This window comes from Collinsella sp. SGI.178 (assembly GCF_050313495.1).
Classification (GTDB): Bacteria; Actinomycetota; Coriobacteriia; order Coriobacteriales; family Coriobacteriaceae; genus Collinsella.
The window spans coordinates 56,550-71,662 of sequence record NZ_JBNPLM010000001.1; the positions used below are offsets into that span (position 1 = coordinate 56,550).

A 15,113-nucleotide genomic window follows, 5' to 3' on the forward strand; every position below is an offset into this window, starting at 1 on the left:
CCTAACGCTTTTGAAGCGAAAAACGCGTGAGAACGTCAGATTATTTAAAGCGTTTCAACAACTGGTATCGTCACCGCCTGACCACTAAACAAAAAAGGGGCGGCCGAGATGACCGTCCCCTCCCCATTATTGATCAGTGTGGCAAGGGGTCAGCCCCTTGCCACATCCTGCCGCTATTTTTGGCAGGCCTCTTTCCAATCTTCGCAGGCGCGCTTCCAGCGAAAACGCAGGTCGCGCTCGCGGTCGATAAACATGATGGCAAACGCCACGAACAGCAGCACGCTCGCCACCGCAATAGCGTGCAGCCCCATGCGCTCAATACACCAGTTTCCCAGCACAGCGCCAAACACAAAGGTAAAGATCACGCCAAAGTACAGCAGGCCGTTTTCCAAAAAGCCGCGCTTGTGGGTGATGATGTAGTCGTCCACGTTTTGCAGCGCATTGCGCAGGTTACCGATGCACATGGTCGTGGCAATGCCGTGACCGTGGATCTTGCGGAAGCTCTCGACCTGCATACCGCAGGCAAACGAGATGAGGCAGTTGGCGAGCAAGTTGTAGCCGCCACCGGGGATAAAGCTCACGCCCAGCAAGATGACGGCTTCAAAGAACACCGTCACCTGGCGCCAGTGAATCACGCTGCCAAACCGTTCGTGTACCAGGTCGGCAAGCATAATGCCCACGGCAAACGACACCACAGGGAAGAAATAGCGCCCCGCGAGCGCCCAATTGCCCTCCGAGATGCTCACGCCCACCAGCAAGATGTTGCCCGTCTGCGCGTTGGCGAAAACATGGTCGCGCCCAATGTACGAATAAACGTCCATAAAGCCACCGGCGAGCGCCAAGATGATGCCCAGCTCAATAGACTCCGATATCTGTTTGGCACGCTGCATCGTCGTGCGCCCTCCTTGTTGACGACCCTCTCGTGCGTTGGCGGAAACATAGCCGCCGTTCATACTGTAACCCATTGACAACATGGCGCGCCCGCGAGACGGACTCCCCAACGCGCAGATACACCATCTGGAAACAAACGGCGGGCGCGGCATCGACACCCGACACCTCGTGTACTCCACCAGTCTTTTTAGCCCCGTCCCAAAAAGACTGGTTACAATTACGTGCAGCATACAAACACCGGGAGGAATCGTGGCAAAAAAGCCCCAGGACGCTCAGCACAACCAGCACGGCAAGCATGCCCAACGCGGCCAGCAGCAAAAGCGTGGAAGCAAAGCCCAGGGCTCGCGCCCCGCGCATGCCCCGGCAGCGCCTGTCCGCCCCTGGCGCCCGGGCCGCGATAAGTTCCTCCCCGTCAGCCGCGCCGACATGGATGCGCGCGGCTGGGACCAGTGCGACTTTGTCTACATCTGCGGCGACGCTTACGTGGACCATCCCAGCTTTGGCATGGCCATCATCAGCCGCGTCCTCGACGCGCACGGCTACAAGGTGGGCATCATCTGCCAACCCGACTGGACCGACCCCGCCAGCATCACCGTGCTCGGCGAGCCGCGCCTGGGCTTTCTCGTCAGCGCCGGCAACATGGACTCCATGGTCAACCACTATTCGGTGACCAAGCACCGCCGCCACACCGACGCCTATACCCCCGGTGGCGAGGAGGGACACCGCCCCAACCGTGCCGTCACGGTCTACGGCAACCTCATCCGCCAGACATTCAAGGACGCCCCCATCATCATCGGCGGCATCGAGGCAAGCCTGCGTCGCTTGGCCCACTACGACTACTGGCAGGACAAGCTCAAGCGCTCGGTACTGCTCGACTCGGGCGCCGACATCCTCATCTACGGCATGGGCGAGCACGCGATTGTCGAGATCGCCGACGCGCTCGACGCGGGACTGCCCGTCGATCAGATTACCTATATCAACGGCACCGTCTACCGCACGGGTTCGCTCGACGAGGTCTACGACTACGACCTGCTGCCCAGTTGGGACGACCTTACCGCCGACAAGCTCAACTACGCGCGCAGCTTTAACGTGCAGCAGCAGAATATGGACCCCATCACCGGACATCGCCTGGTAGAGCCCTACCCCAACAGCGTCTATGTGGTGCAGAACCCGCCGTCGGCGACGCTCACCACCGACGAGATGGACGAGGTGGCCGAACTCCCCTACGCACGCGATTGGCATCCCGATTACGACGCGGCGGGCGGCGTGCCGGCCTTTGCCGAGATCAAGTTTTCCATTAGCTCCAACCGCGGCTGTTTTGGCGAGTGCTCGTTTTGCGCGCTCACCTTCCACCAGGGTCGCGTGCTGCAGATGCGCAGCCACGACTCGATCATGCGCGAGGCCGAGCTGCTCACGCGCGATCCCGAGTTTAAGGGCTATATCAACGACGTGGGCGGGCCGACGGCCAACTTTAGCCGTCCCGCCTGCGACAAGCAGCTCAAGCACGGCGTATGCAAGAACAAGCGATGCCTGTGGCCGAGCGTGTGCAAGAACATGGTGGTCGACGAGAGCGGCTACACGCAGCTGCTGCGCGACCTGCGCCAGCTGCCGGGCGTCAAGAAGGTCTTTGTCCGCAGCGGCATCCGCTTCGACTACACCATGGCCGATGCCTCGGACGAGTTTTTGCGCGAGCTGCTGGAGCACCACGTCTCGGGCCAGCTGCGCGTAGCACCCGAGCACGTGAGCGACGCGGTGCTGTCCGTGATGGGCAAACCGAGCCGAGCCGTCTACGATGCATTCTGCCGTAAATTTGAACGCTTGAACCGCGAGTACGGACTCAAGCAGTACGTGGTGCCGTATCTGATCTCGAGCCACCCCGGATCGACGATGAAGGAAGCCGTGGACCTTGCCGAGGCCGTGCGAGACATGGGCTACATGCCCGAGCAGGTGCAGGACTTCTACCCCACGCCGTCCACCATGTCGACGTGCATGTACTACACCGGCGTGGATCCGCGCACCATGGAGCCGATCTATGTGGCGCGCGACCCGCACGAAAAGGCCATGCAACGCGCGCTCATCCAGTATCGCAAGCCCGAGAACTACAAGCTCGTGCGCGAGGCGCTAGAGAAAGCCGGGCGTCGCGATTTGATCGGCTACACCAAGCATTGCCTGATCCGCCCCGTGCCGCCACGCCCGGGCGAGACATCTGCCGGCGGCGGACATGGCACCGGCAAGAAGGGCGGCAAGGGCCACGGTGGCGCTGGCGGCGCTGGAGCCAAGGGGCCCAAGGGCAGCAAGGGCCAAGGCGGCATGTCGCGCGCGCAGAACACCGCCGGGCGCAACCGTGCGGCTCAGGGGCGTCAGGGTGCCAATGGAGGCGGTCGCCGCAACTAAGGCAGCAGTGCGCTCGCTGCGTCCATCCCACACGCGTGGCGCAGCGAGCACATTGCCTCAACGAGGATGACGCCGGCGATAGCGACCGTAATTGCCACGTCGACCGGCGTGTTCACAAACCACAGCATGCCCATGAGATACGACCCGGCATTAAAGGCAAAGTGCAGCAGGATCGTGTAGCGGAGCTTTCCGGTCGTCACGAGCAACCAACCAAAGATGAGGGCGGCGGCACCCGCGTAGCAACCCTGCACCCAATTCATGTGCATAAAACCAAAGATTGCCGCCTGCAGCACAATCGCCGCGGCGACACCCCACGTGCTTGGGGCCGCCCAGGGCACTATGGCGCCGTCTTGCGCACTCGCACGACGCCGGCGCTTCCAGAGCGGACGGCACTGGGGATTAAACGCACGCAGCGAAAACTCAAAGATAACACCGCGCACCAGGAGCTCTTCGCAAAACGGCGCGCCGAGCACCGTGGTCAGGACGGCAAGAGGACTGGTATCGCCCATGCCCGTTTCCTCGACAAGCTCGCTGTAGTCGGCCGCGGCATCGGGCAACAGCGACAGCACGGCGTCGGTCACGTAGCTAACGACCACCTGCAGGGCAAGACCGATCACGATAACGCAGGCGATGCGTTTCCACGCCCCACGCGCTCCCCCGCCGAGCGGATGCTCGCTTTGCGAACGCGCCATAAACGAGCGCGGCCACAGATAACGCCACCACAGCAGCGCCATCAAAAACGACGCCGTCTGAGCGGCGGCCTGAAGCAATTGAATGTCGAGGTCATCGATCGAAAAACCCATGAACACCGATGCGACGCCAAGGGCGGAGAACAAAACGACGCTCAGGGCTATATCGGCAGCGACAACGCCAAAACAGGCGAGCGCCCACGCTATCGCATTGAGCATGCCAGCCTCCTCAAAACCCGGTACTTGGGGACGTTCCTTAACTGCCGGCAGAAAATGAACGTCCCCAAGTACCGGCAGTTTGGGACAGTCATTGTTGATGAGAATCGGGTGCAGTGCCAAAGGCCCCGTTGGGCGATATGTCGAACGGGAAGGTGCCGCAGCGATTGAACGCGGCGATAAACATGCGGATGGCGTTGGACGGCGTGGTGCCCACGAGCTGGGTTGCCGCCGCGAAGGCCGCCTTTTCCTCGGGCAAGACCTTCGCGACAACCGGGGTCATGTGTTCTGCCATGGCGCTTCCTTTTTGAAACAACGGTAGTGCGGATAGATGCGGGCCACGCGGCTGGGCGACGGGCTGTGAAGGCAACCCGATTGGCCCGCATCTGGAGTTTGTTTCTGCGGCGTTGGTATTACTTGGTATTCCTAAGTTATACCCGGCAGATAGAATACCACACCCGGCCCCATGGGGACGGAGAAAAGACGGATTAATTTGTTGCTGGGTTAGTATTTAGAGCGTGATGATGTCCGAGATATCGAGGGACTAAGCGTCGGCGTATGGCGCGCCCAGGCTGGGTATCCGACGCATGGCGCCCTATTGTCTTGCATAATTTCGCTTATGCCATGCATAAAAAGACGGGGGCGCCCCTTCCCACCCCAACGTACCCCCGCTTGTACCGTGCAAAAACCGGAGTTTTCAGCATCGCGGCCCCCGCAGGCGGTGCCGCGAATCGTGGACGCCGCGCGATTGGCGTCGTTTTGGGGCACGGCGCGACGCGAAACGCGCGGTATCGCCGCGCCGGACGCCGTCTGCCAACCCAAATCGCCTGCCGAAGGATCCCGCTGGCTCAAAAAGACGATTCCGGCGCGTATGCAGTCACCCCGGCTTGCTGAAAACTCCCAAAAAATGCACGGCGCGCCCCGGGGGACCCGTGCGCGCCACGAAAAACACGCCCGCATCCAAAAGAATGCGAGCGCGAAAGCCGGATGTCGGCAAGGGCGCCAGGCAGCGGGCGAAATCCCCGGCGTGTCCGCCCGGGCACCGCAGCCGCCGCGCGTCAGCAGAAAACCTCATGCCCTGCGTCGATGTCGGCCCCCGCATACGCGAATCTCCAACTAGGTCGATAGTCCGTATCTCTTGCCACGACCGTCTCCGCGCGTTTCCACGAAGAAGACTCGCCCCACCTAATACTGAGCCCACTAAAAGGGCCCCGAGCATAGTCTGCTCGAGGCCCAAACTCGTGTCGCCTTACCGCGCGACGCGTATGTTACTTGCGCTTGCCGCCGCCGTCACCGGGGCGACGGGAGCTGCCGCCGCGCTTGCCGCCACGATTGTTACCATAGCTGCCACGGTTATCGCGACCGCCGGCACGGCCACCACGGGAGCCGGCCTGGTTGCCGCCGCGACCGCCACGGTGGCCGCCGCGACGCTCCTCGCGGGTATCGTCGTAGTTGCGCCAGTCATCGCGACGATCGCGGCTGGCACGCGGGTCGCGACGATCGCGCGACTCGCCAGAACGGCCGGCGCCACTGCGGCCGCCATTGCCGCGAGCATCCTCGCGACGCTCACCGCCGCGGCCGCCGCGCTCTTCAAAGCGCTTGCCGCCACGGGACTCGCCGCCGCGGCCGCCGCGCTCGTCATCGCGACCGGAACGACGACGGTCGCCCGCGCCGCGCTTGCCGCCGCGCGAGCCACGGCCCTCGTCCTCGCGCTCAACACGGCGACGACCACCGCGGTCCTCGTCCTCGCGGCGACGGCGATGTGCCTCGCCCTGAAACTGCTTGGCACGGCGCTCGGCACGGTTGCCGCGCGGGGCCGGCTCGACGGCACCAGCACCGGCACGCTCCTCGGCAGCCACCTCGCGGGCCACGCTCTCCACGGCCTCGTCCACGCGAGCCTGAACGCCCTCGCGCACGCGGGTCTTGCCGCCGCGCTTGGGACGGCTCGGGCGCTCGCTGTCGCCGCGACGCTCATCGCGACCGCGGTTGGAACGACCGGCCACATCGCCGTAATCGTCGCCGTTGCGCTTGCCGTCGCGACGCGCCTGCTCAAGCTTCTTCTTGCTCTTGGACTTACCGCGCTTGGTCTTCTTCTTCACCTTAAAGGCCGCAGGGTCGCGCTCGGGGTCAACCGCGGGCGGATTCGGGCCCACGTGCAAGTCGCCGGCCTCGTAGATGTCGGCAGTCTTGTCCATGAGCTTCTCGATCTCGTAGAACTCATCCACGTCCTGCTCGGTCACAAACGTGATGGCCCAGCCCAGCTCGCCGGCGCGGCCCGTACGGCCAATACGGTGGATGTAGTCGGTCGGCTCGGCCGGCACGTCAAAGTTCACGACGTAGCGCACGTCGCTGATGTCGATGCCGCGGGCGAGCACGTCGGTTGCCACCAGCACGTCGACGGTACCGTCGCGGAAGGCCGAAAGTGCGCGCTCGCGCTGGGCCTGGCTGCGGTTGCCATGGATCGCGGCAGCCTTGATGCCCTTGCGCTCCAGACGACGGCAGCAGCTGTCGGCACGGTGCTTGGTGCGCATAAAGACGATGGTGCGCTCCGGGCCTTCCTTTTTGAGGAACTCGGGCAGCAGGTTGTTCTTGGCCTCGATGGACACCGGGAACACAAACTGGTCGACGGTGTCGGCGGTCGACGTGGCGGGCGCGATCTCCACGCGGGCCGGGTCGCTCACTAGGTCGGTGATCTCGCCCACGGCCTCCTCGTCGAGGGTCGCCGAAAACAGCAGCGTCTGGCGCTCGGCCGGCGTCTCGCGCACAATACGGCGAACGGCGGGCAAAAAGCCCATGTCGAGCATGCGGTCGGCTTCGTCGAGCACCAGCACCTTTACCTCATCCAGGTGGCAGGCACCCTGCTCGATCAGATCGACCAGACGGCCCGGCGTTGCGACCAGGATGTCGCAGCCGTACTTGAGGGCAGCGGTCTGCGGCTTGTAGCTCACGCCGCCCACAACGGTCACGGCAACATGGCCGGTGACGTCGGCGATCTTGCTCGCGACCTCGTCGATTTGCTGGGCGAGCTCGCGCGTAGGGGTGATGACGAGCATCACGGGGCCGCGGCCGTTGCCCTCGGGCTTTTTAGCACCGCGACGACGGTTACGGCCGCCGCGCTCGCGCACAGGTTTGGGAGGAGCGATGTGCTCCAGATTGTTCATGGTCGGCAGCAAAAAGGCGGCCGTCTTGCCGGTGCCGGTCTGAGCGGCGGCAAGCAGGTCGCGGCCCTCGAGCACCACGGGGATCGAGCCGGCCTGCACGGGCGTCGGCGCTGTGTAACCCAGGTTCTCGATGGCACGAAGTATCTCGTCCGAAAGACCCAGCTCGTCAAAGGCGGGCAGGTTCTCGGTAGCGGACTCGACGGTCTCGGCGGCGCTGGCCTCGTCGGCCGCATCGAAGGCAGCCTGGGCCATGGCCTCGCGGGTCTCGTCCAGGATCTCGGCGTCGGTGACGTCGGATACAGAATTACGCATATGTTGTTGTTCCTTATCTGCACGCGCAAGGGGCACGGCATGCGGCCGCGCGGGCGTGCTTGGTAGTGCGCTAGTACATACAAAAACGGGTGCGCACAGAGAGGACGTTGCTCAGCACGCTGGCGATCGCTTTGGCAGCCATATCACGCGCCGTCCAGACGCAGCAGCTCTAAGCGATGGAGCAGATTCGCCGCGGGTTAGTATACCTGCACTCCGTATGCCCCCACGTAAACCACAGATGACGGGGAGGACGGGGCGGGTCTGGGCCAATTGTCTCAATCTGTAACAGTTACGAGGCAAAACCAGGTCTACACGTTACGAATCGAGACAAACCAAAACCTCGCAAAACAACATCTCGATCTGTAGCAGATAGAGGTCATTTCCCCTGCCAGATGTTACAGATCGAGATGTTAAGCAACCGCCGAATTGTTTGTCTCAATCTGTAACAGTAACTCGGCAAAAACGGAACTAGATGTTACAGATTGAGACGAAGGGCGAGGATGGTGCGCTAACTTGGCAGTCGACCCCCGTATCGGAATGTCATACATTTCAACTTTTGCCATACACCCCCAGGGGGTATGGGTGTATAGTATCGAGAGGTTAACAATTCCAACACCGAACCACAGAAAGGAGAGTCCATGGCTCAAGATAAGTTCGACGTAGGCGGCATGACATGCGCCGCCTGCCAGGCGCACGTGGACCGTGCCGTGAGCAAGCTCGACGGCGTCCAAAGCGTCGCGGTCAACCTACTCGCCGGTTCCATGATGGTCGACTACGACCCCGCGCAGGTCTCCCCCGACGATATCTGCACCGCCGTCGACCGCGCGGGCTACTCGGCCTCACCCGTCAGCACGGGCACCGGTGCCGCCGGCTCAAACGGCAGCGCACAAGCCAGGTCTGGCGCCGCCCATATGGAGTCGCCCACCAAAAAGCTGGAGGCCGCCGCCTCTGCCATGCACACCCGCCTCATCGTCTCGATCGTCTTCCTCATCCCACTGTTCTACATAGGCATGGGACACATGCTCGGCTGGCCGCTGCCCGGCATCTTCACCGACCATATCCACAGCATGACGCTCGCCCTCACCGAGCTTGTCCTGCTCATCCCCATCGTCTACGTCAACGACGCGTACTTTATCAACGGGTTTAAATCGCTCGCGCACGGCGCGCCCACCATGGATGCCCTTATTGCCGTGGGCGCCACCGCTTCCATTGCCTGGTCGCTCTACGCCATGTTCATCATGGCCGACCAGCTGGCCACAGCTCAGGTGCACGAGGCCATGATGACAGGCATGGACAATCTGTATTTTGAGAGCGCGAGCACGATCCTGTCGCTCGTCACCGTGGGCAAATACCTCGAGACGCGCAGTAAGTCCAAAACCGGCGGCGCCATCGAGGCGCTCATCGATCTGGCGCCTAAAACCGCGACCGTCGTTGCCGACGACGGCAGCGAAACCACCGTCGACGTCGATAGCATCCTTCCCGGCCAGGTCCTGCGCGTGCACCCCGGCGAGTCAATCCCCGTCGACGGCGTGGTGCTCGAGGGTAGCTCGGCCGTGGACGAGAGTGCGCTCACCGGCGAGTCAATCCCCGTGGAAAAGACCGCCGGCGACACCGTCAACGCCGCCACCGTCAACCGCACCGGCTCGTTTACCTTCCGCGCCACGCGGGTTGGTGCCGAGACATCACTCGCCAAGATCATCCAGCTCGTCGAGGACGCCAACGCCACCAAGGCGCCCATCGCCCGCATGGCCGACAAGGTCGCCGGCGTGTTCGTGCCCGTGGTGTTCGTGATCTCGGCCGTGACCTTTGCGGTGTGGATGGCACTGACCGGCAGCATAAACGAGGCACTCACCTCCGCCGTGGCCGTGCTGGTGATTAGTTGTCCCTGCGCGCTCGGCCTAGCCACGCCCGTCGCCATTATGGTGGGCACCGGCAAGGGCGCCGAGATGGGCATTCTGTTTAAGAGCGCCGAGGCGCTGGAGAACCTGCGCGGCGTGGGTACCGTAGTGCTCGATAAGACGGGTACGGTCACCCGCGGCAAACCTGCCGTGACCGATATCGTGGTAGCCACGCGCGCCGATGACTCGCCCGCCATGAGTGAAAAGGCGTTACTGAAGCTCGCTGCCGCGCTGGAGCGCTCGAGCGAGCATCCGCTGGCCGAGGCGATTATGACCGAGTGCGAGGCGCGCGGAATCGTGGCGCGCATGGTCGAGGACTTTGCCGCCGTGCCTGGACGAGGCGTTACGGCGCGCGAGGGACAAAACGCCATCGCTGCCGGTAACGTTCGCCTGATGAGCGAGCTGGGTATCACCGTGCCCTCAGGACTTGCGGAGCGATTTGCCGCCGAGGGCAAGACACCGTTGTTCTTTGCCAAGAACGGCGAGCTTGTCGGCACCATTGCCGTGGCTGACGAGGTCAAGGAGACGAGCGCCGAGGCCATCGCTGTAATGCGTTCGCTCGGCGTCGACGTGCATATGCTCACCGGCGACAACCGCGTCACTGCCGAAGCAATCGCCCGCCGCGTAGGACTGAGCAGCAAGCAGGTCATTGCCGACGTGCTTCCCGCCGACAAGGAACGCCACGTGCGCGAACTGCAGGATGCGGGCGGCAAGGTCGCCATGGTGGGCGACGGCATCAACGACTCCCCCGCCCTGGCGCGCGCCGACGTGGGCCTTGCTATCGGCACCGGCGCCGACATCGCCAAGGAAGGGGCAGATGTGGTACTCATGCGCAGCGACCTCATGGACGTCGCCCGCGCTATCGAGCTTTCGCGCGCCACGATTCGCAACATCAAGCAAGACCTGTTCTGGGCGCTGTTCTACAACGGCATCGGCATTCCGCTCGCTGCGGGCGCGTTCTTCCCCCTCACCGGCTGGCAGCTCTCGCCGATGTTTGGCGCCGCGGCGATGAGCCTGTCGAGCGTGTGCGTCGTGTCCAATGCTCTGCGCCTGAAATCCTTTAAGCCTAAAGTGGCAAAATAGGCTCACCATTAAATCCGTTTAGAACGGGTTTTCCAGGTGCCCGAGATTGACCTGAAAGAGGAGCGACGCGTACTTTGGTACGCGAGCGACGGCTTAAAGGTCAAGGTCGGGTGCCTGGGAAAGCCAACATAACAGAGAGGAATACCCATGCGATACACAATTAAGACTTCCGGCCTTATGTGTGGCCACTGCGACGCTACTGTCGAGACGGCACTGCTCAACGTTGCCGGCGTGACCGACGCCGATGCCGATCACGAGACTCAGACGGTACAGGTGGAGTGCGCCGACACCATGGCCGCTGAGCAGCTCGCTGCCGCCGTCGAGAGCGCCGGCGAGAAGTTCCACGCCCTGTCCGTGACCGCAGCCTAGCAGCTACCAGAAGCATTCGACCCCATCGACCAGAAACGAGGACCCGCCATGATGGCAGACCACAAATCGGTGAACCGTATGCTCAAGACGGCGCGCGGCCAGATCGACGGCATCCTGCGGATGGTCGAGGAGGACCGCTACTGCGTCGATATTTCCACGCAGCTCATGGCCACACAGGCACTCCTCGCGCGCATTAACGCCGACGTGCTCAAGGCGCATATCGAGGGCTGCGTGACTTCGGCAATCGAATCGGGCGACGAAGACCTCAAAGCCGCGAAGCTCGCCGAGATCGAACGCGTCGTCGACAAGCTCTCTAAGTAATCGGCGCATTGGGGACAGACCACTTTGCACCGTCTTGATGTTCCGAGGACAGGTATGTTTGCACCACATTGGTGCAGATTAACCTGTCCCCCTTGCTCTAAATCGGGTATAAAGGCGTGCGGCATATCGAATGAAAGGCAATTTGCATGAATGACTTTATGAAGGGCCGCAATGGCGCCGACGAGCTCACCATCGTGATGGGTTTTGCGGGCATCGTCATCGCGATGATCGGATCGATGGCCCGCATCCAGTGGCTCAGTTGGGTCGCCATCGCCGTCATCGTGATCGGCGTGCTGCGCGGCCTGTCCAAAAACATCGACGCACGTCGCAAGGAGAACGAGGCCTTTGTCGCCGGCTCGGCTAAGGTCCCCGGCTTGGGCAAGTTTGTCGCCAGCTTGGGTGGCGGCGCTGCAGCGGCCAGCACCTCACGCGCGGCCGGCACCAGTAAGGAAGACTTTGAGCGTGCCAAGCGCACGGCCAAGAAGATGTGGAAGGGTCGCAAGACCACGGCATACCTCAAGTGCCCCAACTGCGGCCAGATGCTCTCCGTCCCCAAGGGCAAAGGCAAGATCCGCGTCACCTGCCCCAAGTGCCACGCCAAGATGGAGACGCGCTCGTAGCCGCCATACCGCAGGACATAATAAAAGCCGAGGCCTCGCACTGGGACCTCGGCTTTTTTAAATGCGACAAAGGGCCCGCCCCCGTCACACCTACGCCACGCCGTCGCGGGCAAGCTCCTCGGCAAGCGCCTCGGCTGGCATGGCCATAATCGTGTCGAGCTCGGCGTCCACCTCGGGAATACGCTTCACCTTGAGTTTGCGCACCAGATCGCCACGACACATCACGTACATCGGCTCGCGCAGAGCGCACAGGTCATCGAGCGGGTTCTCGCGCGTCACCAGGATATCGGCAGCCTTGCCGCACTCGATCGCACCGGTCTCGCCGCCCAGCCCCAGCAGCTCAGCATTGACCTGCGTAGCCGTATGCAGCGCAAACGCATTGCTCACGCCCACGTACTTGGCAAAATAGGCCACCTCGCGCCACATGTCGTACTGGGTCACGAACGGGCAGCTCGAATCCGTACCCAAACCTACCTTGATACCGGCTTCCAGCGCCGCACGAGCGCTCTCGATAATGCCCGAGCACACGATATCGCCGTTCTTCTTTTGCGTTTCGGTCGAATGAGTCTTTTCCGGATCGAGCAGCACAAACGGCAGTGCGGGGCTGATCGTGCAGGTCACACTCGGCGCACGCCCCTCGAGCTGAGTTCCCGCGACGCCGCGGTACAGCTCCAGGATCTCGGGCGTCAACGGAGCGCCGTGCTCGATCGTATCGACGCCGGCCTCGAGCGCGGCCTTCACGCCCTCGGTGCTCTCGACATGAGCCATAACCGGAAGGCCCATATCGTGCGCTGCCTTGCACGCCGCTGCGGCAACCTCCACCGGCATACGCAGCACGCCCGGCTCGCCCACCTCGGTCGCATCGAACACACCGCCCGTTACGAACAGTTTAATGACGTCGGCACCGCGCGCATACAGGTCGCGCACCTGTTCGGCCGCCTCGGAGGGACTGTTGGCCACCTGGGCGAACAAGCCCGCTCCGTGGCCACCCGGCACCGTGACGCCCGTTCCCGGCGCCACCAAACGCGGACCCTGATACTTGCCGGCATCGATGGCATCGCGCACGGCCAGATCGGCAAACAGCGGGTCGCCCGCGCCGCGCACCGTGGTCACGCCGCTTGCCAGCTGCTGTTGGGCGCTGCCCTTAAGAATATGGCGCACGATAGCGCGCCCCACGGGATTATCGAGCTTCTTCATCAGCGCGCCCGCATCGCCCGCCGAAACCGGCTTGCCCGAGCCGCACAGATGCACATGCATATTGATGAGGCCCGGCATGAGATACGCCCCGGCCAGGTCGAGGACCTCGGCACCTGCAGGCGCCTGCGCCACAGCACTCGGCCCCATCCACGTGATGACACCGCGCTCAACGGCCACGGCCATGTCGGGCTGCGGCTCCATATGCTCCGAACCATCCAGGACGGTCGCATTGATAAACAACGTGGAACGATCGGCAGACGCCATATCGAGCTCCTCCCTCACGATTAACTTGAACATTTGTCCATTATCACCTAATGCAGCAAACTAAAGTCGAACATATCGGTTAGCGGAGGGACGAGAGAGATGTGAGGGCAAACGGAGACAGCACGGCAATGCTCCGGCCGTTCCAGCAAAACGTCTTGATTTGTAACAGGTAGACCAGGTTTTAGCAGCTAGATGTTACAGATCGAGATCTTTCGGCACCGCGTCCAGCCTTTGTCTCAATCTGTAACAGTTGGGTCGAATTTTGGCCGTTAGATGTTACAGATCGAGATATTCTCCAGCCCTGTCGTCAAACATCTAAATCTGTAACATGTAGACGGGTTTTCGGCCTCTAGATGTTACAGATTTAGATCTTTTAGCGGCAGCCAACCTTTTGTCTCGATCTGTAACAGTTACGAGGCCAAACGGCCCCTTGTTGTTACAGATCGAGACAAACTCGTCCGGAACAACCACATCCGCGTTAGTCGTATCCCTCAGCGCCCATACCACTGACGCTTCCATCCCTCAGCCAAATCGGCCCGCTGCGAAATACCCGCCAGCCTCATCTTTTCAGCCAGCTTCCCCGGGTTCTTGAGCTCATCAAACGTGAACCTCAGCACCTTGCGCCCGAGCATTGTCAGATGAGATTCTCGCTGACGCTCTGCTACGAACGGGTCGACCGACTCCCGATCCCCACCATCCTGCAGGGTATACTTTCCTCTTCCGTCGAGCTCGCCAATCACGCACGTCCCGTCCTCGAGCCTCCAGAAATAATCGACCCGAAACACCTGGCTCGAATCGAGCGGATCGCGAAACTCCACCTGCAACTCTGGCACCGGAAAACCGTATGCAATAAAGAACGCTCGGAACCGAGACTCGCCACCGTTTTCGGACAGCCCGTCCGCATGCGACGCAATCACCTGAGCTCTGCGATACCCGCGTCTGCCCTCGCAATCGGCCTGGAGCCGTTCGCAGAGGTCGTCGCGCGATATGCCCTTCGCCCGCAGCGCAGAATCGGCAATCGCCAGACCATATGAAAACGGCGCACGCAGCAGACAATCCTCCACCGTGCGCCAAAACGGCGTCACTCGCACGCCGTCGACGCGCTCAAGCGCACCCGCCGCCTGCGGACGCAGCAGCCTATATCCCGTACTCAACGCCACCGAACAACCCGTCTTGACCAAGTAACGCGGCCCGAGCAGATCATTCGGCACCTCCAGACCCCATATCAGCGCGGCGTCATACCCCCAAAACGCCCAATCGGGATGAAACTCCGCAAGCCCCTTGATGGTCCACCGAGCCCGCTCCGGCGGCGTCAACGCATCCCATTCATGCTGAAAACAGAATAGGTGCGATTCGGGCTCCGCAATATCGTCTGTGCCCACATGGCGCCGCAGCCACATGAGCTCGGCATTGTCGTGCGTCGCAAGCAGCACGCCTTGTTCAGCCGCCTCCGTGAGCCTGGCAAGCATCCTATTCCGCGCCAAGCTGCTACGTGCTGCATGTTTGTGTTTGAAAACGGTATTAGACACTTTCATCACCACCACGTCAGACAAATGGACCATCGTCACCGTTGCCTCCGCTGACAAATGTCTTGATCTGTAACAGGAAGACAGTCTTTGAGCCTCTAGTTGTTACAGATTTAGATTGTTCGGCACCGCGGCCAACCTTTGTCTCGATCTGTAACAGTTAGGTCGAATT

Annotated in this window: 11 protein-coding genes; 5 read left to right on the top strand and 6 right to left on the bottom strand. The window is 62.1% G+C overall.

Going from position 1 to position 15,113, the window contains the following annotated elements; all coding sequences use genetic code 11:
- Positions 1 to 173 precede the first annotated feature (173 nt).
- Positions 174 to 890, bottom strand: coding sequence for a YoaK family protein (locus ACQRAQ_RS00195; RefSeq protein ID WP_154515938.1), 717 nt, complete (start codon positions 888 to 890; stop codon positions 174 to 176).
- A gap of 250 nt (positions 891 to 1,140) precedes the next feature.
- Between ACQRAQ_RS00195 and ACQRAQ_RS00200 the strand changes: the two genes are divergently transcribed.
- The gene (locus tag ACQRAQ_RS00200) at positions 1,141 to 3,285 is read left to right on the top strand and encodes a YgiQ family radical SAM protein (protein WP_427793335.1); all 2,145 of its coding nucleotides are present in this window, start codon (positions 1,141 to 1,143) and stop codon (positions 3,283 to 3,285) included.
- On the opposite strand, the gene ACQRAQ_RS00205 is transcribed toward ACQRAQ_RS00200, so the two are convergent.
- The 3 genes from ACQRAQ_RS00205 to ACQRAQ_RS00215 all read right to left on the bottom strand — a co-directional run bounded on the left by ACQRAQ_RS00205 (position 3,282) and on the right by ACQRAQ_RS00215 (position 7,663).
- Positions 3,282 to 4,193 carry a CPBP family glutamic-type intramembrane protease gene (locus ACQRAQ_RS00205; protein WP_427793337.1) on the bottom strand — a complete coding sequence of 304 codons (912 nt, stop codon included), beginning with the start codon at positions 4,191 to 4,193 and terminating at the stop codon, positions 3,282 to 3,284. The two genes, ACQRAQ_RS00200 and ACQRAQ_RS00205, sit on opposite strands and share 4 nt — an antisense overlap.
- Before the next feature lie 88 nt (positions 4,194 to 4,281).
- On the bottom strand, positions 4,282 to 4,485 hold the full coding sequence (locus tag ACQRAQ_RS00210) for a type II toxin-antitoxin system RelB/DinJ family antitoxin (protein WP_117734431.1): 204 nt from the start codon (positions 4,483 to 4,485) through the stop codon (positions 4,282 to 4,284).
- A 973-nt stretch (positions 4,486 to 5,458) separates the two neighbouring features.
- Entirely contained in the window at positions 5,459 to 7,663 is a 2,205-nt protein-coding gene (locus ACQRAQ_RS00215; protein ID WP_427793338.1) for a DEAD/DEAH box helicase, read from the bottom strand.
- 638 nt (positions 7,664 to 8,301) lie between these two features.
- Here ACQRAQ_RS00215 and ACQRAQ_RS00220 point away from each other — a divergent pair.
- The 4 genes from ACQRAQ_RS00220 (at position 8,302) to ACQRAQ_RS00235 (ending at position 11,954) form a co-directional block, all read left to right on the top strand.
- Complete coding sequence (locus tag ACQRAQ_RS00220; protein ID WP_427793340.1) at positions 8,302 to 10,644, top strand: heavy metal translocating P-type ATPase; 2,343 nt, start codon at positions 8,302 to 8,304, stop codon at positions 10,642 to 10,644.
- Positions 10,645 to 10,791: 147 nt separating this feature from the next.
- Entirely contained in the window at positions 10,792 to 11,013 is a 222-nt protein-coding gene (locus tag ACQRAQ_RS00225) for a heavy-metal-associated domain-containing protein (protein WP_427793342.1), read from the top strand.
- 51 nt (positions 11,014 to 11,064) lie between these two features.
- Positions 11,065 to 11,334 (top strand): metal-sensing transcriptional repressor, encoded by a 270-nt coding sequence (locus ACQRAQ_RS00230; RefSeq protein ID WP_229778266.1) that lies wholly within the window; start codon positions 11,065 to 11,067, stop codon positions 11,332 to 11,334.
- 146 nt (positions 11,335 to 11,480) lie between these two features.
- A complete protein-coding gene (locus ACQRAQ_RS00235) occupies positions 11,481 to 11,954 on the top strand; it encodes a hypothetical protein (protein ID WP_427793345.1) in 474 nt (157 codons plus the stop codon).
- A gap of 90 nt (positions 11,955 to 12,044) precedes the next feature.
- Here the strand turns inward: ACQRAQ_RS00235 and ACQRAQ_RS00240 are convergent, their stop codons facing one another.
- Both ACQRAQ_RS00240 and ACQRAQ_RS00245 read right to left on the bottom strand, forming a co-directional pair.
- Positions 12,045 to 13,415 (bottom strand): amidohydrolase family protein, encoded by a 1,371-nt coding sequence (locus ACQRAQ_RS00240; protein ID WP_427793347.1) that lies wholly within the window; start codon positions 13,413 to 13,415, stop codon positions 12,045 to 12,047.
- Positions 13,416 to 13,906: 491 nt separating this feature from the next.
- Positions 13,907 to 14,983, bottom strand: coding sequence for a hypothetical protein (locus ACQRAQ_RS00245; protein ID WP_427793349.1), 1,077 nt, complete (start codon positions 14,981 to 14,983; stop codon positions 13,907 to 13,909).
- Positions 14,984 to 15,113 lie beyond the last annotated feature (130 nt).

Coding starts and splice junctions, on each gene's coding strand:
- ACQRAQ_RS00195 (WP_154515938.1), bottom strand. CDS start 890: ATGCAGCGTGCCAAACAGATATCGGAGTCTATTGAGCTGGGCATCATC.
- ACQRAQ_RS00205 (WP_427793337.1), bottom strand. CDS start 4,193: ATGCTCAATGCGATAGCGTGGGCGCTCGCCTGTTTTGGCGTTGTCGCT.
- ACQRAQ_RS00210 (WP_117734431.1), bottom strand. CDS start 4,485: ATGGCAGAACACATGACCCCGGTTGTCGCGAAGGTCTTGCCCGAGGAA.
- ACQRAQ_RS00215 (WP_427793338.1), bottom strand. CDS start 7,663: ATGCGTAATTCTGTATCCGACGTCACCGACGCCGAGATCCTGGACGAG.
- ACQRAQ_RS00220 (WP_427793340.1), top strand. CDS start 8,302: ATGGCTCAAGATAAGTTCGACGTAGGCGGCATGACATGCGCCGCCTGC.
- ACQRAQ_RS00225 (WP_427793342.1), top strand. CDS start 10,792: ATGCGATACACAATTAAGACTTCCGGCCTTATGTGTGGCCACTGCGAC.
- ACQRAQ_RS00230 (WP_229778266.1), top strand. CDS start 11,065: ATGGCAGACCACAAATCGGTGAACCGTATGCTCAAGACGGCGCGCGGC.
- ACQRAQ_RS00235 (WP_427793345.1), top strand. CDS start 11,481: ATGAATGACTTTATGAAGGGCCGCAATGGCGCCGACGAGCTCACCATC.
- ACQRAQ_RS00240 (WP_427793347.1), bottom strand. CDS start 13,415: ATGGCGTCTGCCGATCGTTCCACGTTGTTTATCAATGCGACCGTCCTG.